Source organism: Leifsonia sp. TF02-11, from assembly GCF_017565305.1.
GTDB lineage: Bacteria > Actinomycetota > Actinomycetes > Actinomycetales > Microbacteriaceae > Leifsonia.
Genome location: NZ_JAGEKP010000010.1, coordinates 95509 through 116506, shown reverse-complemented (window position 1 = coordinate 116506; position 20998 = coordinate 95509). Strand labels below are relative to the sequence as shown.

Here is a 20998-nt window from a genome sequence, read left to right as displayed (position 1 = left end):
CGTCGTTCGGTTTCGGCGGCGTCCACCTCGATTCGTCCGGGAGGACCCATCATGACCAGCACCGACACCGCAACCCTCTTCCTGCACCCCGATCGGAACCTGGCCATGGAGCTGGTGAGGGCGACGGAGGCCGCCGCCATCCGGGCGACGCCCTGGATCGGGCGCGGCGACAAGAACGCGGCCGACGGTGCGGCGGTGGACGCGATGCGCAAGTTCCTGGGAACGGTGAACTTCGACGGTCTGATCGTGATCGGCGAGGGCGAGAAGGACAACGCCCCGATGCTCTTCAACGGCGAGCACGTCGGCAACGGCCGCGGACCGGCGTGCGACATCGCCGTCGACCCGATCGACGGCACCTCCCTCACCGCCGCCGGGCGCCAGAACGCTCTCTCGGTCATCGCGGTGTCGGACCGAGGCACGATGCTCGACGCCTCCAGCGTCTTCTACATGGACAAGATCGTCACCGGGCCGGAGGGTCGCGGGGTGGTCGACCTGTCGCAGCCGATCGGCGACAACATCCGGGAGCTGGCGAAGGCGAAGGGGAAGCCGGTCGGCGAGATCCGCGTCGCCGTGCTGGACCGGCCGCGGCACGAGGGTCTGATCGAGGAGATCCGCGCGGCAGGCGCCGGCACCCGCCTGATGCTCGACGGCGATGTGGCGGGCGGCATCAATGCGGCGCGCTACGAGTCGCGCATCGACCTGTGCGTCGGCATCGGCGGCAGCCCGGAGGGCATCACCACGGCCTGCGCCATCAAGGCGATCGGCGGGTTCATGCAGGGTCGACTGGCGCCGAAGGACGACGCGGAGCGCGCGGCGGGGATCGCGGCCGGCCTCGAGATGGACCGCGTCTACGGCGCCGACGACCTGGTCAAGGGCGACAACACCTTCTTCGTCGCGACCGGCGTCACCGACGGCGGCCTCGTGGAGGGCGTGCGCCGCAAGGGCCCGATCATCCGCACCGAGTCGATCGTGCTGCGCTCCAAGTCGGGCACCATCCGCCGTGTCTCCGCCGACCACCTCGCCGAGAAGTGGCTGTCGCCCGACGAACTGTGACCGCCGGCGAACCGTGAGCGCCGGCGATTTGCGCCGAATGTGCCGATAGAGCGTCGCTATCGCAACATTCGGCGCAGATCTGGGCGTGCTCAGGCGGCGCCGGACTCCGCGTCGCGCGCGTCGGCGCGCTGCTTCTCTTCGAGGGCGAGCTTGTCGATGCCGTGCATGTCGCGGGCCTCGTCGCCGCCGACCTCCACCCGGGTTCGCGCTTCGGCCTGCGCCTCGAGCTCGTTCACGAGTTCGAACGCCGTGAGCTCGCGCGGGGACTCCTCGATGCCGTCGAGCGTTCCGATGATCTTGGACTCGTCGAGCGTGCCGAGCTTGCGGGCGGCGGGGAACACCTGGCGCTCGAACGAGCCGACGAAGCCGTTGTAGTCCTTGACCGTTCGCTCGATCGATCGTCCCAGCTTCTCGATGTGCCCCGCGGTCGTGCCCAGCCGTGTGTATAGGGTGCGGCTGAGATCGAAGAGCTGCTTGGCGTCCTGGGTGAGCACGTCCTGCTGCCAGCTGAACGCGACCGTCTTCAGCACCGACCACAGTGTCACCGGCGATGCGAGCGCGACCCGCTTGCCGAAGGCGAACTCCATGATCGACGGGTCGGCCTCCATCGCCGACGAGACCAGCGACTCGCTCGGGATGAACGCGATCACCAGCTCGGGAGACGACTCCAATCCCGTCCAGTACGCCTTGCTGCCCAGCGTGGTGATGTGGTCGCGGACCGCCTTCACGTGCTGCTTCAGCAGCGCTTCGCGCTGCGCGCCCTCTGTGCCGGTCGCCGTGGCCGGGATCTGGCTGGCCTCCAGGTAGGCGTTGAACGGCACCTTCGCGTCGAGCGCGATACTCTTGCCGCCGGGAAGCCGGATGATCATGTCGGGTCGGCCGGCCCCCGACTCCGAGTGGATGCTCGACTGCACGTCGAAGTCGACCCGCTCGAGCAGGCCGGCGGCCTCCACCACGCTGCGGAGCTGGGTCTCGCCCCACACGCCGCGAGTGCTGTTGGAGCGCAGCGCCGACGCCAGCGCCTCGGCGGTGCTGCGCAGCCGCTCCTCGGACTCGGCGGCCGAGCGCAGCTGCTGAGCGAGCTGCCCGTGCTGCTGGTGGCGCTGCGTCTCGAGTTCGACGACCTTGCGCTGCATGTCGGTGAGGCTCTCCCGAACCGGGGCGAGTGCCTGCAGCACCTTGCTTTCGGCGCGCTCGCGCTCGCTCTGGGCCAGCGCCTCGGCGCGGTGCCGCTCCTCCGTCTCGCGCAGCTGCTCCTGCACGCCGCGCAACTGCTCCTGCAGTGCATCGACGCGCGTGTCGGCCGACGCGAGCTCGGCGCGAAGCTGCGACTGGACCGCGGCCTCAGCCGCGCGGACCTCGACCAGCTCCTTCTCGTGGCGGGCTGCGACGATCGCGGGACTCTCGGCCGGCTCGGCTGCCGCCTGCCGGCCGCGCAGCAGTTTCGCGACGGCGAATCCCGCCGCCGCGGCGCCGACGATGAGGCCCACGAGGAGTCCGAGGAGCAGGGCGAGTGTGTCCATGGCCTCAGTGTGGCAGGGGCCGCCGACACCGGCCGCGAACGCCGGCGGGCGGGGCGGGAAATCGTCCCGTCCCGCCCGCCCCCGTACCGCGGATCAGCGCGTGAAGCGTGCCTTCAACTCCTCTTCGAGCCCTTCGAGGCTGCGGCCGCGCGTCTCGGGCAGGCAGCGGGCGACGAAGACCACAGCGCCGACGCCGACGACGGCGAAGAGGAAGAACGTGGGCGAGATCCCGAGCCCGTCCACCAGCTGCGGGAAGAGGAACCCGACGAGGAAGTTCGTCAGCCAGAGCACGAGGGCCGCCAGGCCGAAGGCCGCGCCGCGGATGCGGGCCGGGAAAATCTCGGCGAGCATCAGCCAGGTCACCGGGGAGACGGCGCCCTGCTGGAAGGCCAGGAACGTCACCGTGAGCGAGAGGACGACGAACGGCAGCGCGGGGGAGCCGGCGAGCAGCGCCGAGGCGCCGCCGACCAGCAGAAGGGAGGTGGTCGTGCCGATCAGCCCGATTATCAGCAGCGGTCGTCGGCCGAGCCGCCCGAGGAGGGCTATCCCGACGAACGTCGCGAGCACCGAGATCACGCCGTTGGCGATCTGCCCGATGAGCGCGCCCTGCTGGTCGAATCCGGAGCGCTGCAGGATCTGCACGCCGTAGTACATGATCGAGTTGACCCCGGTCAGCTGCTGCACCATCGCGATGCCGAGCCCGATGACGAAGACGCGTCGGATCCACGGCACCGCGAGCTCGCGCAGCAGCGGGGTGCGCACGGCGCGCTCGTCGTGGCTGCGGATCTCGGCGGCCTCCCGCTCGGCCTGCTCCTCCGCGCGGATGCGGCGCAGCACGGCGACACCCTCGGCGAAACGGCCGTGCAGGATCAGCCAGCGCGGACTCTCCGGCACGACGAGCATCCCGAAGAACAGCACGACGGCGGGCAGCGACGCGACCACCAGCATCCAGCGCCACACGGCCGCGTGCTCGGGGATCACCGCGGCGAGAACGGCGTTCACGACGAACGCCGCCAGCTGGCCCGAGACGATCATGAGCTCGTTCTGGGTCACGATGCGCCCACGGCGCGCGGCGGGGGAGAGCTCTGCGAGGTACATCGGGACGACGACGGAGGCGCCGCCTACGGCGAGGCCGAGCGCGAACCGGGCGGCGATCATCACGCCGATCGTCGGTGCGAACGCGCAGGCGAGCGCCGCGACGAAGAAGATGACGGCGAGGGCGGCGATGAGCCGGCGACGGCCGCGCCGGTCCGCGATGCGGCCGCCGAGGAACGATCCGAGGGCGGCGCCGAAGAGCAGGGAGGAGACGATGGTCCCCTCTTCGAGAGGGGTGAGCGGGCGCTGGTCGAACTGCATGAACGGGAGGGCGCCGCTGATCACACCGGTGTCGTAGCCGAACAGGAGGCCGCCGAAGGTGGCCAGCACGGCGATCCTGCGCAGGAATCTCCGCGCCCGTGGGTCGTCGGCGTGGGGCGGGTCGGCGCGCGCGGCCGGCGCCGACGTCGTCGTTCGAGGATCTGGGGATGCGGTCATGAGCGCTCCTTCGCGTCTTGTTGCTATGTCTGGACATTAGAACCAGATGCGGGAAGTTGCAACGCTTGCATTCCTGAGGTTTAGATGCGGTACTCGAGCGGGTCGTCGGATGAGGACGCGTGCGGGCGCGCGGGGGCGCCGAGTGTCCTGCTGGTGTCAAGGTGGGTGCGGAAGGCGCTGCTACGCCGCCGCGGGCATCCCGATGCGCCCGATGCGGGCGCCGGTGAGCGCCGCGAGGTCGTCGATCGTCGCCGCCTCGTGCCTGCGGGCGGCGTGCACCACGATCGCGGCGCAGGCCTCGGCGTCGGCGAGTGCGTCGTGGTGGTGGAAGTCCTCGAACCCCGCAGCCATCGCCGCGACCGGGAGGCGGTACGACTCCAGGTGGTACGTGCGGCGGGCGACTTGGAGGCTGCACAGGTAGCGGTACTCGGGGCAGGAGACGAACGTGGCGGCGCAGGCCGCGCGGATCACGCCCATGTCGAAGCCGGCGTTGTGTGCGACGAGGTGGTCGTCCTCGGCGAACTCCACGAGGTCGGCCAGCTGGTCGACCCAGCCCGCCGCCCCGGCGACGTCCTCCGGTCGGATCCCGTGGATGCGCACGTTCCACTCCTGGAACAGGTCGTGCCCGAGCGGCGGCCGGATGAACCAGCTCGCCCGGTCGACGACCCGGCCGTCGCGGACCTTCACCAGCCCGACCGAACACGCGGAGGCCGCTGAGGAGTTCGCGGTCTCGAAGTCGATGGCGGTGAAGTCCAGGGGCACGCCTGAATGCTCGCATGGCCCACCGACGTCGCCCGCGCGCACCGCCGAGTACTCCCGAAATCCGTGGCGGACCGTCCAGCATGCGGACGGTCTGCGTCTTCGCGGCGCCTCGGAATGCCGGGGTAGGGTCGCGGTATGCAGGAGAGGCGGGAGCGGGAGGCGCACGCCCGGTCGTTCGACCGGGCGGCGCGGGTCTACGACGCGTCGCGACCGGACTATCCGGCGGACGCCGTGGCCTGGCTGACCGACGGTGTCGATGGTCCTGTCGTCGACCTGGGCGCCGGTACCGGCAAGCTGACGCACGCGCTGGTCGCCCGTGGTCTGGAGGTCGTCGCCGTCGACCCGTCGCCGCAGATGCTGGAGGTGCTCAGCGAGCGGGTGCCGGAGGCCGAGACCCGGCTCGGCAGCGGTGAGAGCCTCCCGCTGCCCGACGCCGGCGCGGGGCTGGTGGTCGCTGCGCAGGCGTGGCATTGGGTGGACCCGACGGTGGCCGTCCCGGAGGTCGCTCGCGTGCTGCGCCCGGGCGGGAGGCTCGGCCTGGTCTGGAACGACCGCGACGAGAGCATCGAGTGGGTGCGCGAGCTCGGTGAGCTGATGGGCTCGGGGGAGGCCGTGTCCGGCGACGAGGAGGACCCCGCGGTCGGGCCTCCCTTCGGCCCGCTGGAGCGCATCGACGTGCGCTGGGTGCAGGCGCTCACGCTCGACGGGCTGCTCGATCTGGCGCGCTCGCGCAGCTACTTCATCACCAAGGACCCCGACACGCAGGCGGCGGTCATCGGCTCCCTGCGCCGCCTCCACGCCGAACATCCCGACCTCGCCGGCGCCGAGACGATCGAGCTCCCGTACGTCACCCGCTGCTACCGGGCCACGCTGGGCGGCTGAACGCGGCCGCGGCCGCCCGTAGAATGGACGACCGTGGCTCTCACTATCGGTATCGTCGGACTCCCGAACGTCGGCAAGTCGACCCTTTTCAACGCGCTGACCAAGAACGACGCCCTCGCGGCGAACTACCCGTTCGCGACCATCGAGCCGAACGTCGGCGTCGTGAACCTGCCCGACCCCCGCCTGGACAAGCTGGCCGAGCTCTTCGGCAGCGAGCGCATCCTGCCGGCGCCGGTGTCGTTCCTCGACATCGCGGGCATCGTGAAGGGCGCGAGCGAGGGCGAGGGCCTCGGCAACAAGTTCCTCGCGAACATCCGGGAGGCCGACGCGATCGCGCAGGTCGTGCGCGGCTTCTCCGACCCCGACGTCGTGCACGTCGCCGGCAAGGTGGACGCCGCGAGCGACATGGAGACGATCAACACCGAGCTCATCCTCGCCGACCTGCAGACCCTCGAGAAGGCGGAGCAGCGCTACGAGAAGGAGGTCAAGGGCCGCAAGCTCGAGCCCGTCGTCCTGGAGACGGCGCGCGAGGCGATCGCGTACCTGAACGACGGCAAGCCGCTCTCGACCTCCAGCATCGACCTCGAGCCCATCCGCGAACTGGGCCTGCTCACCGCGAAGCCGTTCATCTACGTGTTCAACGTGGACGAAGACGTGCTGACCGACGACGCCCGCCGCGCGGAGCTCGCCGCCCTGGTCGCGCCGGCCCAGGCGGTCTTCCTCGACGCCAAGCTGGAGTCGGAGCTCATCGACCTCGACGCCGCCGACGCCGCCGAACTCCTGGCTTCCACCGGCCAGACGGAAAGCGGCCTCGACCAGCTCGCCCGCATCGGCTTCGACACCCTCGGCCTGCAGACCTACCTGACGGCCGGCCCCAAAGAGTCGCGCGCCTGGACCATCCACAAGGGCTGGAAGGCCCCCCAGGCGGCAGGCGTCATCCACACCGACTTCGAGAAGGGCTTCATCAAGGCCGAAGTCATCTCCTTCGACGACCTCGTCGACGCGGGCAGCGTCGCCGAGGCCCGTTCGCGCGGCAAGGCGCGGATGGAAGGGAAGGAGTATGTGATGCAGGACGGGGATGTGGTGGAGTTCCGGTTCAACGTATAGCTGAAGCGGGGCGCACTGTCGTGGCGTCCTGCTGCAACAGGCGGCAGCTCCCCGCCAGCCCAGGACGACGAGTCACGTCCTCGCTATGACCGGGTCGCGGCACGAGATGCCAGCAGGGAAACCAACACATCCGCTGCCGCCGCCGCACCTCCCGCGGCTCGGTGCCGCTGGGCCGCCTGGGCGGCTGCCAGCCCATAGCTTCGCGTGCCCAGGATCGTAGTCAGGGCCTCGCCGATCTCATCGGACGTGGACTTCTTGCCGAGCGTCAGTCCCAGGCCCGTCTTCTGTACCGCTGCGCCGATCAGCGGCTGGTCGATCAGCGGGTGCATCGGGATGACGAGGACGGGGATGCCGCTGATGGCCGCCCTCATGGTGGTGGAGTGACCGCCGTGGCTGATCACCAGGTCGACGGTGGGGAGGATCTCTGCGTGGTCGACGTAGCCGACGACGGTGACGTTCGGCGGGGCGTTCAGATCGTCCGGTGCGGCCTGTCCTGCGGTGGTCACGATCGCATCCACCGGCAGGTCGCCCAGTGCGGCGAGGATGTTGCGGTACACCTCCACCTGGCCGGGCAGCCAGAGGGTGCTGAGGCTGACCAGGATCCGCTTGCGCGCCTCGGCGTCGACGTCGTCGGTGCGGATTCCGTGCGGGGTGGCCGTCTCGGCCACCCCTGTCCAGACCCGGCGCGGGGTGGCGGCGCCGCTCGCCGGGTCGAGGAGCGGATCGCTGGCCACGATCTCGAGATCGGCCCCAGCCCAGGCCTTGCGTGCGTTGGCGCCGCGCAGCTGAGCGAGCCGGCCCACGGGTCCGTTGGCCCACGGGCCGTTCCAGAACGCGTAGAAGCTGTGGAACAACACCGCGCAGGGGAGGCCGACCGTGCGAGCTGCGGCCACGATCCCGGGAAGCATGCAGTCGACGACGGCCAGGTCGGCTTTCACCGTGCGGGCGGCGGTGAGGAAGTCATGGGTCATGCGACGACTGGACGCCGCGTACGCATAGTCGGAAATGGTGCGCACGGCAGAGGACGGTTTCGAATGGTCCCACGCACGTGTCTCGGCGAACGCCGTGAACCCGAAACCGGCTCCCTCGACCACCCCCTTCTGTCCGGCGTGAGCGAGGAAGACGACGCGGTGCCCGCGCGCCTCCAGCTCGCGAGCGATGGCGAGGGCAGGCGGTACGTTGCCGCCGGCGTCAATGGTGACGAAGAGGATGGTCGACATTCTCGGTCCTTTGCAGGGTGTGATCGACAGCGTGATCGATCATGCGGCGAACGAGCCGCGCTGTCTCCTCGATGCTGAGGCCGCGGTCCCGGCGGAGGATCTTCCAGGTGTAGACGTCGGTGGCGACCATGAGGAGGTCGATGACCGCCTCGTAGTCGTCGGCGTCGTCGGGCAGGCAGGGGGCGAAGACTTTCTGCACCCACGCCAGGTGCATCCTCCGCCCTTCGTCCGTGATCTCGGCAGCGCGCGGCTCCCACCGCTCCTGCCCGAGCAACATGAGGACGTCGTCCCCGCGCAGTTCGTAGTGCGCCATCAGCACCTCGATGATCGCGTCGAGATCGCCGGGCGGCGCCTCGAGTTCGGCGATCACATCGGCGCGCACGTGCTCGCTCGTCGCATCGAAGAGGCCGTCTCGGCTCCCGAACTGCCGGAGCACCGTCTGAACAGAGACTCCCGCCCGGGCAGCGATGTCGGGCAGCGCCACCGCGAGGATCGGTTTCTCGGCTGCCACCGCGGCCGTGGCGTCGAGGATTCGCCGCCGGGTCAGTTCCGTCTGTTCTGCCCTGGCGCGCATCTCATAGGCTCGCGAAGTTTTCATGTTGATGTCTATTAACGCCAAAACGGATATTGATGTCAATGGGGATTCACATGAAATGGTCCCCCGCATCCGGCGTGTTGCGGCGCGGTGCCATCGTCTCGCGGGTTAGCGTCGATGGACGGGGTCGCCCGCGTACCCCCACCCTCGACCACGATTCGGACCCCTCATGTCTCCAGGCCGCCCGGCACTGTCGCTCTCCGCCGTTCGCGGCTGGAGGCTCGTCGCGATCTGCATCGTCGTCGCGGGCGTCGTCGCCTGGGGCGGGTTGGCCGCCCCGAAGGCGTACGCGGACAACTATCCGTCGTGGGCCGACGTCCAGGCCGCCCGCTCGAGCGAAGCGGCCAAGCAGGCGGAGGTCACAGCGATCACGAACCTGGTCCAGACCCTCACCGCGCAGACGAAGGCGGCCGAGGAGCTCGCCATCCAGCGCGAGAAGGAGAACGAGGTCGCTCAGGCAGCGCTCGCTGTCGGCAAAGACAAGGCCGACCGCCTCGCCGCCCGATCGACCGCTCTGAAAGCCAAGGCGGAGGCGTCGCGCCGCGAGGCCGCCGTGGTCGGCGAGAAGGTGGCGCGGTCCGGCGACATGAATCTCACGGGCACGCTGCTCACGGGCAGCTCGCGCGATACGGACGCGCTGCTCTCCCGCCTCAGCAGCATCGGCAAGCTGACGGCCACCATCAACGGCATCTACTCCCGAGCGGCGCAAGACGACAACCTCGCGAAGGCGGCGAGTGCCCAGGCGACAGCGGCCAAGGACGAGCTCACCGTGCTCGCGGCCAAGGCCCAGGCGGAAGCCGAGAAGGCCGCAGAGGCCCAGAAGCAGATGATCGCTGCTCTGCAGGTGGAGACCGCTCACGAGGGCGAACTCCAGGCGCAACTCGCCTCCCTCACGAGCGCCACCGCGATCACCGAGCAGCAATATCAGGCGGGCGTCGCCGCCCGGGCTGCTGCTGCCGCCGCCGCTGCCGCAGCGGCCCGCGCCCGGGCCCAGGCCGGCGACGCGGGACCGATCTCCTCCGACGCCCAGGCCCTCGCGCAGGAGCTGATGGGCTACGTCGACTCGGGACAGCTCGTCGGCTCGTATCCCGACCACATCTTCGAGATCCGCTGGATCGCCGAGGGGCGCTCCGTGCCGAACTGCGGCATCGACACCTCGGTGCTCCAGGCGATGGTGATCGCCGAGCACATGTTCTCGAGCGTCGGCGTCAGCGACATCAACCGGCGCTGCACCGGCCAGATCGAGGGAGCCGGGATCTACTCCCAGCACTACATGAACGGTGGCGGCCACGCCGTGGACTTCTACAGCCTCGGCGGCCAGGGCACCAACGGGGCAGACCGCAACGCGCTCGCCCTCATCCACACGCTCGACAACTTCATGCCCTACGGCTCGGGTCTGGGGCAGCGGCAGTGCAGGCTGAGAGCCGGCGACGAACCGGGCTTGCACCACTTCCAGGACTTCTCGGACACCTGCAACCACCTCCACGTCAACGACCCGATGTGACGGCTGGCGCGCCGGAACCCCTGGCCGCCGGTGTCCCTTTTCGCCGCGGACCTGAGAGAGTGACTCCATGGGACCAAGCGGATCCACCCGTTCGAGCGTCAGCCCGAGGACCATTCCGGCGATCGGGATACTGATCGCGACCTGGCTGCTGATGTGGCTGGCTCAGGGGGTCCCCACGGTGTGCGCGCTCGCGTATCCGTGCCCCGCCGACGACGTCCGGGTCGCGCCCGCCCTCACGTTCGGCGGCCTCATGCTCGTGCCGGCCGCCGTCCTGTTCGTGACCGCCTTCAGCCGTCGGCCGGTCGAAGGAGTGCGACTGCTCGCCTACGTGCTTCTCGTCGGGTTGGCGGTGTTCGGGCTGGGCGCGGTGCTGTTCTCGGGCGGGTTCGCAGTTCCGCACTTCTGACGCAGAAGCGTGGGCTGCGTGAGGATCGTCCGCCTCACCCCTCCGACGTCAACGGCGCGTACCCGATCGTCGTCTGCAACCAGATCCAGCTGCCCTCAGCGCTTGCCCGCACGAGGTCCATGTGAACGGTGTCGTCCGGCTCGATCGAACCGGTGCCGACGTGGAGGGTGCGCACCTGCGGCTGATCGAGCGTCCAGCTCGCGGGTGCCGCGCCCGTGTTCGCCGACGCCTCCACCGTCACCACCGCGCCCGGGTCGAGGAAGAACGGCGCCACCGTCCAGGCGATGTCGTAGGCGCGCGGCTCTGTGACGCCGAGGTCCGCCGGCGTGAAGCGCAGCGAGATCCGGAACCAGTCCGGCGGCTGGTTCGCGTGCACGTCCCAGGAGTAGAAGAACGCCGGGTTGAGGTCGGGCGCGAACAGCACGTCGCCGGTGGCGATGGCCGAGGGGAGGGTGAGCGCGACCCCGGTGCCGAGGTCGCGGGCGAGGTGGCCGGCGTCGATCGTGGCGATGGTGCCGGGGTACTCGCCGATGGGCAGGCCGGCCAGCTGCCCGCGGAGCCGGTCGGCGAAATCGGCCAGCTCCGAGCGGTGCGGACGCCGGGCGGTTCCCGGCGTGTTCGTGATGTCGTCCATGGTGCCGCACCCTACGCCGATGCGAGGCCGGTGGCGCTACCCGGTCCGCTCGCCTGTGCGCCACATCAGGCGATGGAGCGCGCGTAACGCCACATGTGCCGCACATCGCGGGCGCGGGAGTCAGAACTCGCGGACGACCCGACCCTTCGGCCCCGCCACGAGGGTTCCCGCAGGCACGTCTTCCGCCACCACTGCGCCGGCGGCGATCACCGCGTCGCGGCCGATGCTGACACCGGGGAGGATGGTCGCGCCCGCCCCGATCCACACGTTCTCGGCGACGTCGATCGGGCCGCCGGTGAGCCAGCTGCGCCGGTCGTCCACGTCGACGGGGTGCCCGACCGTGATGAAGGTGACCCGCGGTGCGACCATCACCCGCGGCGCCAACCGGATGCCCGCGTAGTCGAGGAACGTGCAGTTCTGGTTGATGAAGACGCGCTCCGCGAGCTCCAGGTTGAGCCCGTGGTCGGTGAAGAACGGCGGGTAGATCGTCACCCGCTCGGGCAGGGGCCGCCCCAGGATCTGCTCGAACAGCGCGGCCTTGCCCGCTTCGTCGTCGAACGGCAGCACGTTCAGGCGCGATGTCAGCTCGGTCGCCCGGAGCACCCGCTCCGACATCGCCTGGAACTCGGGGGAGTGGATGCGCATGAGGAGGTCGCTGGACATCCCATGATCCTCTCGCCTTCCCGGCCTCGGGAAGTGGGGACACGCCAAGGTGCTGCGCGCCCGGCCGCCGCACTGTCGGCCCTCCCCGCTACGCTCGGCCCATGGCCATCGACGTTCTGCCCGCGACCGGTCGCTGGGACGACTTCGCCAGCTTCATGGTGCCCCGCAAGCCGGGCGGCGGAGGCTGCGTGTGCATGTCCTACCGCGATGCACGGCTCGGCATGCCGGAGCGCATCGAGTACATGCAGCACGAGTGCGCGAGCGAGCCGGGCCCGGGGGTGCTGGTGTACGCCGACGGGGAGGTCGCGGGCTGGTGCTCCGTTGCACCCAAGTCGACGTACCGCCGCCTGATGAACTCGCGTACCATCCCGCACGTCGACGAAGACCTCGACCCGTGGTCGATCGTCTGCTTCGTGGTGCGCGGCGGCTTCCGCAAGCGCGGGCTGATGCACGACCTCCTCGACGGCGCCGTCGAGCACGCGCGCCGGAACGGCGCGGCGCTCGTGGAGGGCTACCCGGTCGACACCGCCGGCGGACGGGTGGACGTGATCAGCGGCTACGTCGGCACCGTCGGACTCTTCGAGAAGCACGGGTTCAGCCGCCTGCAGGCGACCGATGCGCACTCCGGCGGCAGCGTCCGTTGGATCATGCGCCGAGCCCTCGGCTGAGGGTCCCGTCTCAGCGCCGTGCCGGATCCAGGTTGATCTCGACCCCGCTCCTCAGCTGCGGGTCGATGTAGCCGAGCCACGGGTTCAGATAGATCAACTCGACCACGCGGATGCCGAATCGTTGCGAGACCGCGAACAGGGTGTCGTACGGGTTGGGCACATAGCCGGTCAGCGTGCCGCCGTCGACGATCGCCGTTCCGCGGGCGAAGGGGATGGCGCCGCCGTCGGCCGGGTGGAGGCCGGGGAACGGCGGCGGCGTGGTCCAGGTGAGAGCGGCAGCCGCGACGGCCCGCTCGTCCCCTGGCACGGTCTCGACCAGCGAGTGGAAGTAGCTCAGGTCGCCGAGATCCTGCCGGGTGCCGGGCATCACGGGTAACACGAGCTCGCCGTCGGGGTCCGTCTGCGGCTTCTCGCCGACTCCGAAACCGAGCTGATAACGGCTGTCCTGGACCGCTGCGGGGCCGCCGTCGTAGCGGTCGCTGGTGAGCTCCAGTCCGGGGTCGTCCGGATCGACGTGCACCGGGTGATCGGGGCGCACGCGCACCTCCAGGCGCAGTGTCGTGTCGACGACGATTCGCACGTCGCCGGTGAGTGGATCCGTCGCCCGAGGGTCGTCGATCGGGTCGTGGGGCACCGCGGCGAGCTTCCCTGTCGCGAGGATCTGGCCCGCCACGAGCGTGTGTGGGAACTGCTGCGAAAGCGGCACAGGTTCGGCGCTCGCCGTCGGCGTCGGCGTCGACTCGGAGGCGGGCCGCGTCAGCAGCGTGCACCCCGTGACGACGGACGCCGCGATGGCCGTGGCGGCGACGATGGACGCCGTGCGCACGACGCCCCCACGATTCCCCATGGCGCGAGCATACCGACACGAAACGCGGAACGGCCGTCGACTCGGAAGTCGACGGCTGTTCCTGCGCCGGGGGAGGGAGGTCCGGCTCACCCGCGGCTGATCCGACGCCGGTAGATCGCCGTCGCGAAACCGTAGGCGACGACGAGGATGCCGACGCACCAGGCGAGTGCGATCCAGATGTCGCCGGTGACCGGCTGCTGGGCGAAGAGCGCCCGGATCGTGTCGACGATCGGCGTCACCGGCTGATGCTCGGCGAACCAGGCCACCGGGGCGGGCATGGTGCTGGTGGGCACGAACGCCGAGCTGATGAAGGGCAGGAAGATCAGCGGGTAGGCGAACGCTCCCGCGCCGTCCACGCTCTTCGCCGACAGGCCGGCGATGACGGCCACCCAGGTCAGCGCCAGGGTGAACAGCACCAGGATGCCGGCCACGCCCAGCCAGGCGAGCACGCTCGCGCCGGTCCGGAAGCCGATCAGCAGCGCCACGAGCACCACCAGCACGACCGAGATCATGTTGGACACGAGCGACGTGAGCACGTGCGCCCAGAGGACGCTCGAACGCGCGATCGGCATGGACTGGAAGCGCTCGAAGATGCCGCCCCGGAGGTCCATGAACAGCCGGTAGGACGTGTACGAGATGCCAGAGGCGATCGTGATCAGGAGGATCCCCGGCAACAGGTAGTTCACGTACGAACCGGAGTCCGGTCCGGTGCTGATCGCGCCGCCCAGGACGAACACGAACAGCAGCATGAGGGCGATCGGTGTGATCGTGACTGTGATGATGGTGTCCAGGCTGCGCGTGATGTGCTTCATGGACCGGCCGGTCAGGACCGCGGTGTCTGCGACGAATGTTGCGGTGGACATCAGGACTCCTTCGAGGGTTCGGGGGCGGCGGTCTCGGTGGAGGCCGACGGCCCGACGATGGCGAGGAACACGTCCTCGAGGCTGGGCTGCTTCTCCACGTACTCGACCTTGGCGGCCGGGAGGAGCTGCTTGAGCTCGGCGAGCGTTCCGTCGGCGATGATGCGGCCCTCGTGGAGGATCGCGATGCGGTCGGCGAGCTGCTCGGCCTCGTCGAGGTACTGCGTGGTGAGGAGCACGGTGGTGCCGCGGCCGGCGAGCCGCTTGACCGTGTCCCAGACCTCGAGGCGCGCCTGCGGGTCGAGCCCGGTCGTCGGCTCGTCGAGGAACACCACCGGTGGCTCGCCGATGAGGCTCATCGCGATGTCGAGCCGGCGGCGCATGCCTCCCGAGTAGGTGCTGACCTTGCGGCCGCCGGCGTCGGTCAGCGCGAAGCGGGCCAGCAGGTCGTCCGCGATCTGGGTGGGGTTCTTCAGGTGACGGAGGCGGGCGACCAGGATGAGGTTCTCGCGTCCGCTGAGGATCTCGTCGACGGCGGCGAACTGCCCGGTGAGGCTGATCGACCTCCGCACGTCGTCGGCCTGCCGGGCGACGTCGAACCCGTTGACGGTCGCGGTTCCCGCGTCGCTGTTGAGCAGGGTCGACAGGATCTTCACCGCGGTGGTCTTGCCCGCTCCGTTCGAGCCGAGGAGGCCGAAGATGGTGCCCTTCTCGACTTCGAAGTCGACGCCGCGCAGCACCTTCAGATCTTTGTAGGACTTCTCGAGGCCGCGCACCTGGATGGCAGGGGCGGCTGTCGTGGTCGGGGTCATCATTCCTTCTCCTGGGCTCGTTCGGCCGCCTCGACGGCCTCGGTGAGACGGGCGCGCTCCTTATCGATCCAGCGCGTTCCGACGTAGGCGGCGGCGAACTCGTCGGCGAACTCGACCGGGTCGTCGCCGACGATCTCGCGGATCGGGGTGCCGTCGGTGGCCGCACGCTCGAAGAGGTCGACGAAGTCGCCCATCATCGTCATGATCGTGTCGCCGTCGACGATGCCGCCGTTGTACATGAGGTAGCGGTTGACCGCCTTGGCCACGCTGTTGTAGGGCTCGGGGAGAGCCTCCAGGCGGGCCCTGAGCTGCCGGTACTGCTTCTTCTGCTCGAGTGATCCGGTGACCAGCTCGATCCACTTCGCTGCCATTTCACTTGCCTCCATCTCGGAGCTGTTCAAGCCGTTCTGCAAGGAAGCTCCAGGTCCTCCAGAATTCTTCGAGGTATTCGCGTCCCGCTGCGTTGAGCGAGTACACCTTGCGGGGCGGTCCCTTCTCCGAGGGGACCTTCTCCACGTCGACGAGGCCGCGCTGCTCCACTCGGACGAGCAGGGCGTACACGGTGCCCTCGGCGATGTCGTCGAACCCCTGGTCGCGCAGCCACGAGGTGATCTCGTATCCGTACGCGCTCCGGGTCGACAGGATGGCGAGGACGATGCCTTCGAGCGTGCCCTTGAGCATCTCCGTGGTCTGCTTGCCCACGACCTCCTCCTAACTACTCAGTGCTGTTGACTACCACTAGATAGTAACGCCGAGTACCGGTACTTAGCAACACCAAATAGCAACTTTTCTCGCGAGTTGCGCGAGCGCACGACGAGGGGCACGTCGTTGTCCCTTTCGGCGCGCGAAAGGGACAACGACGTGCCCCTCGGGGACGAGCTACGCGGTGGCGAGCACCTCGTCGACGAACGCGACGGTCGTCGATGCGACCAGCTCGCGCACGTCGCGGGCTGTGAGTGGGGAGGCCTTGAGCGTCTTCATCCCGTGGTCCGCGCCGGGCACGGGCACGATTCTCACGTTCGCGCGGTCGCCCGATGCGGCCTCCACCTCGGCGCGCAGGAGGTGGGCGCTGCCGAAGGTGTCGCGGTCGCCCTGCAGGACCAGCACGGGGACGGAGGGTGTCAGCAGCTCCGCCAGGCGGCTGACATCGGGGCGGCCGGGCGGATGGAGGGGGAACGCCAGGCACACGACGGCGATAGCTCCGGTCTCGGCGGCGGTGCGACACGCGACGCGGGCGCCGGCGCTGCGTCCGCCGACGATGACGGGGAGGCCGCCCGCGAGTTCCGCGACGGCGGGCGAGGTCTCGAGCCACGCGACATCGAGCGCGGCAGGGCGCGAGGCGACGCGCTTGCCGGCGACCCGCCACGGCTGCTCGTACCGCGCGACCGTGACGCCGACGGTGGGCAGGGTGGATGCGAGCGCGGTCAGGTCGGCCGCGCCGATACCGCCTCCCGCGCCGTGGCCGAGCCAGAGCAGGGCGCGCGGACGTTCCGCGGGCGCGACGACAAGCCGGCCGGGCCCGGCGGAGGTCGGAACGTCCACATCCACGACTCGACGCTAGCGGGTGTCGTGCTCCCGCCGCATCCTCGAACGGGCGCCCGACGCATCAACGTCCGGGGTGGGTCTGCGACGCCGCGCCGATATACTCGGCGGTACGCAAGCATTTGCGATCGCGCAATGAATTGTCGGTGCGCCCGTGCCGGGATCGGAGACATTCGCATGAGTCTGACCAGCCAGCTGGGAATCGACGTGCCGGTGGTGCTGGGCCCGTTCGGCGGGCTCTCGTCCGTCGACCTGACCGCGTCGGTGAGCGAGGCGGGAGGTTTGGGCTCGTTCGGGCTGTACGGCTACGGCGGTGACCGGATCCGCGCCGTCGCCGCAGAGCTCCGCGCGCGGACCGAGCGGCCGTTCGCCCTGAACCTCTGGCTGCCGCACCGGGAGGCGGGCGAACACGAAGCCGACAGCTTCGACCGCGCCGAGTTCGACCGCGCGGTCGCCGGGATGGCCGAGCTGTACGCGGAAGCCGGGGTGCGGCCTCCCGAGTGGCCCGTGGCGCCGTTGCCTGCGTTCGACGAGCAGCTGGAGGCCGCCCTCGACGCGCGGCCCGCTGCGCTCTCCTTCGTGTTCGGCGTGCCGTCGGCCGACGTGGTCGAGGAGGCGCACCGCCGCGGGATCGCCGTCGTCGGCGCGGCGACGACGGTCGCCGAGGCGCGGGCGCTGGAGGCCGGTGGCGTGGACGCCGTAGTCGCGTCCGGGGCGGAGGCGGCCGGACATCGACCCTCGTTCCTGCTCGAGTCTGAGCGGAGCCTGGTCGGCGGGCTCTCCCTCATCCCGCAGGTCGTCGACGCGGTCGGCATCCCCGTGATCGCGGCCGGCGGGATCGCCGACCGCCGGGGCGTGGCCGCGTCGTTCGCGCTGGGCGCGTCGGCTGTTCAGGCGGGAACGGTGTTCCTCGCTACGACGCAGTCCGCTGCTCCCGCCGCCCATCGCGCGCGCATCCGCACCGCGCTGGCCAACGACACGGTGCTCACGCGCGCCATGAGCGGCCGGGTCGCGCGCGGCCTCCCGAATCATGCCGTGCGGGCGATCGAGCAGAGTGGGGTCGGCGCGACCTTCCCGCTGCAGAACATCCTGACCGGGGTGTTCCGTCGCGCGGCGCAGGAGCAGGGGGACCGCCCGGAGCTGCTGTCGCTCTGGATGGGCCAGAGCGCCGGCCTCTCACGGTACGACGATGCGGCCGAGGTGTTCGCGGAGCTCGCGGCGGGGGTGCCTGAAGGGATGTGATCCCGTGGAGGTCCGACGATCCCTTTGCAGGCACTCCCGGAGTGCCGCCTAGACCCCCGCCGTTCCCGGCAGGATCAGCGTGAACCGCCCGTCCGCGTCGGGCAGGTTGCCGGCCGCACGGGCGAACGCCTGGAACGACGTGACCGCGACGCTCCGTTCGTGGGGGTCCATCTGGGCCAGCACCTCCGCGAGGGCGGAGCGGCGGTGTCCGATGACCCGCTCGACCAGCTCCGCCCCAGTGGGAGTCAGCGCGACGCGGACGAAGCGACGGTCGGCGGGATCCTCGGCGCGGTGGATCAGGCCGGCGCGCACCAGCTTCTCGCATGTGCGGGTGGCATTGGATGCGTGAACGCCGAGTTCGGTCGCGACGTTGCCGAGGGTCTGCGGCCCGCGCGTCGCGATCATGACCAGAACGCGCAGCTGCGGCGATGTGACGATGTCCTCCACCTCGGAGACCGACCTGGCCGCCACGCGCATCATCACGTCCGCCGCCTGGAGGGCGGCATCGACGTCTCTGGTGCGCTGGTCGTCGTGACTCACCCTCCAGTTCTACCCTCCTACGCCGGTCACGCGCACGGAGGCGAGGCCGTGACCGCGGTACGCACCGCATTCGAGTGCCCTTCCGTGCCCTTCCGTGCAAGGCCAGGACGAGGGATAATTGCGCTGTCGCAACTAAGGAGGCGATCGACATGGTCGAAGCGCAGGAACGCGATGCGGTCGAGGGCCGGTACACCCAGGCCGAGCCGGAGACGGCGGGAGGTCGCGCCGTCCACGGCCAGTACACCGAGGGCGAGGGCCACTCTGGACCCGACACCGAGATCGCGGGCGCCTATGTGGGCTCGCAACGTGAGGGGAAGCCCCCGATCGTGCGGAGCACCCGACAACGCATCGGGAACTATCCCAAAGCGGATCACGACGTTCACCACGGCCAGGCGGCCGACGGCACGAGGTAGGCAGCCGGCACTGGTCCAGTCGTCCCTCGACGGGCCCGCTCCTGGGCGGTGCTCTACGAGGGCGCGGCCTCGGTGGCGCCTCCGGCTCGGCCGCGCGGGCGTGCGAACACCACCAGGCACAGGTGTACGACGGCGAGTCCGCCGGCCACGGAGACGACGGCGAGCCAGCTTCCCGCGGTCGTCCCCGCGCTGAAGAGCAGGCCGAGCACGGTCGTCGCCACGATCGCGCCGACGTAGCGAGAGGTCTGGAAGATGCCCGCGGCGACGCCGGCATCCTGTGGGCGGGCGGCGGAGTAAAGGGCCTGGTTCATCGCGATGCTCACCACGCAGTAGGGGATGCCGAGTGCCGCGGTCAGCACCAGCACGACCCATGGCGTCGTGGTCGCGGCCGCGAACGCGAGCAGTGCGGCGCCGACGACCAGCGCGGCGGCTCCCGTGAGCAGGGTCGGCCGCAGCCCGACGCCCTCGATCGCGCGCGCGGCCAGCGGGGTGACGGCGATGGTGACAGCGGCGAGCGGGAACATCAGCAGCCCGGTGATGCCGGCCGAATAGCCGCCGTGCTGCTGCAGGTACTGCGGGAGGCCGAAGAACGCGCAGTAGTAGACGACGTTGAACACGGCGAAGCACAGGTAGACCATCAGCAGCCGCCGGTTGGCCGCGAGCAGGCGCAGATCGAGGAACGGGTGCCGCGTGCGCAGCTCGCGCCAGACGAAGAGGGCGGCGGCGACCGGTACGACCGGCAGCAGCCACCACAGCGGCTGCGGGTGCAGGTCGAGCAGGAAGACCAGGAGGGCGGTGAGCGTCGTGATGAAGAGCAGGATCCCGGGGACGTCCGACTCGACGACCGTGCGCCGCAGGGGCACCCGATCGCGCGCGGCATCCGCGGGCGCGAACACCATCACCCCCACGAAAGCCAGCGCCGCGAGCGGAACGTTGACCCAGAAGATGGCCTGCCAGCCGAGGAAGGTCACCAGCGCGCCGCCGAGCACCGGGCCGATCGCCGCGCCGGAGGTGTTCGCGATCTGGATGCGGCCGAGCAGCCTCGGGGTGCCCACCCCGCTGCCCGCGGTGACCGAGCGCAACATCGCGATCGCCGACGGGAAGGCGGTCGCGGTGCCGATGGCGAGGGCGACGCGTCCCGCGCAGACCGCGGCGAACGAGGACGCGAACGGGGTGGCGGCGCACGCGAGCGCGACCACGAGCATGCCGAACAGGAACAGGCGGCGTGGGCCGAACCGATCGGCGAACCGGCCCATGAGCGGCTGCCCGGCGGCCGACGCGAGGTAGAACGACGAGACCACCCAGGTCACCGTCGTGACACTGACCTGGAAGTCGCGCTGCAACGGCACGAGCGCCACCGCGATCATCGACGAGTTGAGCGGGTTCAACACCGTGCCCAGACTCAGCGCCGCCACCGCCCGGCCGGCTCGGGCGCGTTCGTCGGTCACCCGACCACCTTACGCGCGCGACGGCACGACGGTCGGCCGGTGCGACCGCGGGTCAGTCGTCGAGGTCGGCGGTCGTGAGCGGGATGGTCGATCGGTACGGGTAGGCCGGCATCGACGAGAACTCCTCGTCGTCGTCCAACTCGTACACGTCGTATGCGAGAGCGCCGGCGAAGGTGGTGGCGACCCGGATCTCGCCCGGCGGACAGCCTCCGATCAGCGGCACGACCACGACACTGTCCAGGGTGCGGCCGTCCTCGTACAGAAGTGCCGCTTTGATGGTTCGCGTGAGAGCGTCCATGGCCGGACTTTACGCCGGCCCGCGGCGATGACTTGACGGCGCGCGGAAGGACGGCGAAAGTGTGAACCGGAGAGGACGCGATGGGAACGCTGATCTACGACGGAGCCGACGGCTTCACGTTCGACGACCGGGTGCTGGCACATCTGCAGGCGGTGATCGCCACGAAGCTGCGCAGACGCGAGGGGTTCCTGCTCCTCTGGACGGACCGCACGACGGTCGCGGAGCCCACGCTGCGCTCGATCTGGCTCGACCCGTCGATCAGCGTGCAGTTCGTGTTCGCGCACCCCGTGCTCCCCGAGCTCAACCGGGAGTGGTTGACGATCCTCACGGAGAAGGCGAACAGCAACGCCGGCCTGATGCTGGAAGACGAGCTGCGCGCCGAGATCCGCCAAGAGCTGCCGGAAGGGACGTACCGGGAGTCCCGCCCCAAGCGTCAAGGCGACTGA

The 20998-nt window shown here is 70.1% G+C and carries 25 protein-coding genes; 9 read left to right on the top strand and 16 right to left on the bottom strand.

Features of this window, described 5'->3' with window-relative positions; genetic code table 11:
* The first annotated feature begins 51 nt into the window (after positions 1 to 51).
* Positions 52 to 1053 (top strand): class II fructose-bisphosphatase, encoded by a 1002-nt coding sequence (glpX, locus tag JNB50_RS14675; protein ID WP_208040921.1) that lies wholly within the window; start codon positions 52 to 54, stop codon positions 1051 to 1053.
* Positions 1054 to 1142: 89 nt separating this feature from the next.
* Here the strand turns inward: glpX and rmuC are convergent, their stop codons facing one another.
* The 3 genes from rmuC to JNB50_RS14660 form a co-directional block, all read right to left on the bottom strand.
* Complete coding sequence (gene rmuC, locus JNB50_RS14670; RefSeq protein WP_208040919.1) at positions 1143 to 2576, bottom strand: DNA recombination protein RmuC; 1434 nt, start codon at positions 2574 to 2576, stop codon at positions 1143 to 1145.
* A gap of 93 nt (positions 2577 to 2669) precedes the next feature.
* Positions 2670 to 4109, bottom strand: coding sequence for a sugar porter family MFS transporter (locus JNB50_RS14665; protein WP_208040917.1), 1440 nt, complete (start codon positions 4107 to 4109; stop codon positions 2670 to 2672).
* Between the two features lie 180 nt (positions 4110 to 4289).
* The gene (locus JNB50_RS14660) at positions 4290 to 4871 is read right to left on the bottom strand and encodes an exonuclease domain-containing protein (RefSeq protein ID WP_208040915.1); all 582 of its coding nucleotides are present in this window, start codon (positions 4869 to 4871) and stop codon (positions 4290 to 4292) included.
* A gap of 135 nt (positions 4872 to 5006) precedes the next feature.
* On the opposite strand from JNB50_RS14660, the gene JNB50_RS14655 reads away from it, so the two are divergent.
* A complete protein-coding gene (locus JNB50_RS14655; RefSeq protein WP_208040914.1) occupies positions 5007 to 5753 on the top strand; it encodes a class I SAM-dependent methyltransferase in 747 nt (248 codons plus the stop codon).
* A gap of 33 nt (positions 5754 to 5786) precedes the next feature.
* The gene (ychF, locus tag JNB50_RS14650) at positions 5787 to 6860 is read left to right on the top strand and encodes a redox-regulated ATPase YchF (protein WP_208040912.1); all 1074 of its coding nucleotides are present in this window, start codon (positions 5787 to 5789) and stop codon (positions 6858 to 6860) included.
* Positions 6861 to 6943: 83 nt separating this feature from the next.
* Here the strand turns inward: ychF and JNB50_RS14645 are convergent, their stop codons facing one another.
* Both JNB50_RS14645 and JNB50_RS14640 read right to left on the bottom strand, forming a co-directional pair.
* The gene (locus JNB50_RS14645; protein WP_208040911.1) at positions 6944 to 8080 is read right to left on the bottom strand and encodes a glycosyltransferase; all 1137 of its coding nucleotides are present in this window, start codon (positions 8078 to 8080) and stop codon (positions 6944 to 6946) included.
* Positions 8052 to 8717 carry a TetR/AcrR family transcriptional regulator gene (locus JNB50_RS14640; protein WP_208040909.1) on the bottom strand — a complete coding sequence of 222 codons (666 nt, stop codon included), beginning with the start codon at positions 8715 to 8717 and terminating at the stop codon, positions 8052 to 8054. The genes JNB50_RS14645 and JNB50_RS14640 overlap by 29 nt, the downstream gene beginning before the upstream one ends.
* A gap of 127 nt (positions 8718 to 8844) precedes the next feature.
* On the opposite strand from JNB50_RS14640, the gene JNB50_RS14635 reads away from it, so the two are divergent.
* Both JNB50_RS14635 and JNB50_RS14630 read left to right on the top strand, forming a co-directional pair.
* Positions 8845 to 10179, top strand: a complete 1335-nt coding sequence (locus JNB50_RS14635) for a hypothetical protein (RefSeq protein ID WP_208040907.1) — start codon at positions 8845 to 8847, stop codon at positions 10177 to 10179.
* 67 nt (positions 10180 to 10246) lie between these two features.
* The gene (locus JNB50_RS14630; protein WP_208040905.1) at positions 10247 to 10585 is read left to right on the top strand and encodes a hypothetical protein; all 339 of its coding nucleotides are present in this window, start codon (positions 10247 to 10249) and stop codon (positions 10583 to 10585) included.
* A 34-nt stretch (positions 10586 to 10619) separates the two neighbouring features.
* Here JNB50_RS14630 and JNB50_RS14625 read toward each other — a convergent pair whose 3' ends face one another.
* Positions 10620 to 11219, bottom strand: a complete 600-nt coding sequence (locus JNB50_RS14625) for a hypothetical protein (protein ID WP_208040903.1) — start codon at positions 11217 to 11219, stop codon at positions 10620 to 10622.
* A 120-nt stretch (positions 11220 to 11339) separates the two neighbouring features.
* Positions 11340 to 11882: a DapH/DapD/GlmU-related protein gene (locus tag JNB50_RS14620; protein WP_208040902.1), complete on the bottom strand. Its 543-nt coding sequence runs from the start codon at positions 11880 to 11882 to the stop codon at positions 11340 to 11342.
* A gap of 101 nt (positions 11883 to 11983) precedes the next feature.
* On the opposite strand from JNB50_RS14620, the gene JNB50_RS14615 reads away from it, so the two are divergent.
* A complete protein-coding gene (locus tag JNB50_RS14615; protein WP_208040900.1) occupies positions 11984 to 12550 on the top strand; it encodes a GNAT family N-acetyltransferase in 567 nt (188 codons plus the stop codon).
* 10 nt (positions 12551 to 12560) lie between these two features.
* On the opposite strand, the gene JNB50_RS14610 is transcribed toward JNB50_RS14615, so the two are convergent.
* The 6 genes from JNB50_RS14610 to JNB50_RS14585 all read right to left on the bottom strand — a co-directional run bounded on the left by JNB50_RS14610 (position 12561) and on the right by JNB50_RS14585 (position 16617).
* Positions 12561 to 13397, bottom strand: a complete 837-nt coding sequence (locus tag JNB50_RS14610) for a LysM peptidoglycan-binding domain-containing protein (RefSeq protein ID WP_208040898.1) — start codon at positions 13395 to 13397, stop codon at positions 12561 to 12563.
* Positions 13398 to 13483: 86 nt separating this feature from the next.
* The gene (locus tag JNB50_RS14605; RefSeq protein ID WP_208040897.1) at positions 13484 to 14260 is read right to left on the bottom strand and encodes an ABC transporter permease; all 777 of its coding nucleotides are present in this window, start codon (positions 14258 to 14260) and stop codon (positions 13484 to 13486) included.
* On the bottom strand, positions 14260 to 15069 hold the full coding sequence (locus JNB50_RS14600; protein ID WP_208041029.1) for an ABC transporter ATP-binding protein: 810 nt from the start codon (positions 15067 to 15069) through the stop codon (positions 14260 to 14262). Before JNB50_RS14600 ends, JNB50_RS14605 begins: the two co-directional genes overlap by 1 nt.
* Entirely contained in the window at positions 15069 to 15440 is a 372-nt protein-coding gene (locus JNB50_RS14595; RefSeq protein WP_208040896.1) for a DUF1048 domain-containing protein, read from the bottom strand. The genes JNB50_RS14600 and JNB50_RS14595 overlap by 1 nt, the downstream gene beginning before the upstream one ends.
* Position 15441: 1 nt before the next feature.
* Positions 15442 to 15771: a PadR family transcriptional regulator gene (locus tag JNB50_RS14590; RefSeq protein ID WP_307794729.1), complete on the bottom strand. Its 330-nt coding sequence runs from the start codon at positions 15769 to 15771 to the stop codon at positions 15442 to 15444.
* 177 nt (positions 15772 to 15948) lie between these two features.
* Positions 15949 to 16617: an alpha/beta family hydrolase gene (locus JNB50_RS14585; protein ID WP_208040895.1), complete on the bottom strand. Its 669-nt coding sequence runs from the start codon at positions 16615 to 16617 to the stop codon at positions 15949 to 15951.
* A gap of 171 nt (positions 16618 to 16788) precedes the next feature.
* On the opposite strand from JNB50_RS14585, the gene JNB50_RS14580 reads away from it, so the two are divergent.
* A complete protein-coding gene (locus tag JNB50_RS14580; protein WP_208040894.1) occupies positions 16789 to 17853 on the top strand; it encodes a nitronate monooxygenase family protein in 1065 nt (354 codons plus the stop codon).
* Positions 17854 to 17901: 48 nt separating this feature from the next.
* Here JNB50_RS14580 and JNB50_RS14575 read toward each other — a convergent pair whose 3' ends face one another.
* Positions 17902 to 18393: a MarR family transcriptional regulator gene (locus JNB50_RS14575; RefSeq protein ID WP_307794728.1), complete on the bottom strand. Its 492-nt coding sequence runs from the start codon at positions 18391 to 18393 to the stop codon at positions 17902 to 17904.
* Positions 18394 to 18542: 149 nt separating this feature from the next.
* On the opposite strand from JNB50_RS14575, the gene JNB50_RS14570 reads away from it, so the two are divergent.
* Positions 18543 to 18806: a hypothetical protein gene (locus JNB50_RS14570; RefSeq protein ID WP_208040893.1), complete on the top strand. Its 264-nt coding sequence runs from the start codon at positions 18543 to 18545 to the stop codon at positions 18804 to 18806.
* A 53-nt stretch (positions 18807 to 18859) separates the two neighbouring features.
* Here JNB50_RS14570 and JNB50_RS14565 read toward each other — a convergent pair whose 3' ends face one another.
* Together JNB50_RS14565 and JNB50_RS14560 are read right to left on the bottom strand one after the other, a co-directional pair.
* Positions 18860 to 20254: an MFS transporter gene (locus tag JNB50_RS14565; protein ID WP_208040892.1), complete on the bottom strand. Its 1395-nt coding sequence runs from the start codon at positions 20252 to 20254 to the stop codon at positions 18860 to 18862.
* A gap of 52 nt (positions 20255 to 20306) precedes the next feature.
* Positions 20307 to 20552, bottom strand: coding sequence for a hypothetical protein (locus tag JNB50_RS14560; protein ID WP_208040891.1), 246 nt, complete (start codon positions 20550 to 20552; stop codon positions 20307 to 20309).
* Between the two features lie 80 nt (positions 20553 to 20632).
* Between JNB50_RS14560 and JNB50_RS14555 the strand changes: the two genes are divergently transcribed.
* The gene (locus JNB50_RS14555) at positions 20633 to 20998 is read left to right on the top strand and encodes a hypothetical protein (RefSeq protein ID WP_208040889.1); all 366 of its coding nucleotides are present in this window, start codon (positions 20633 to 20635) and stop codon (positions 20996 to 20998) included.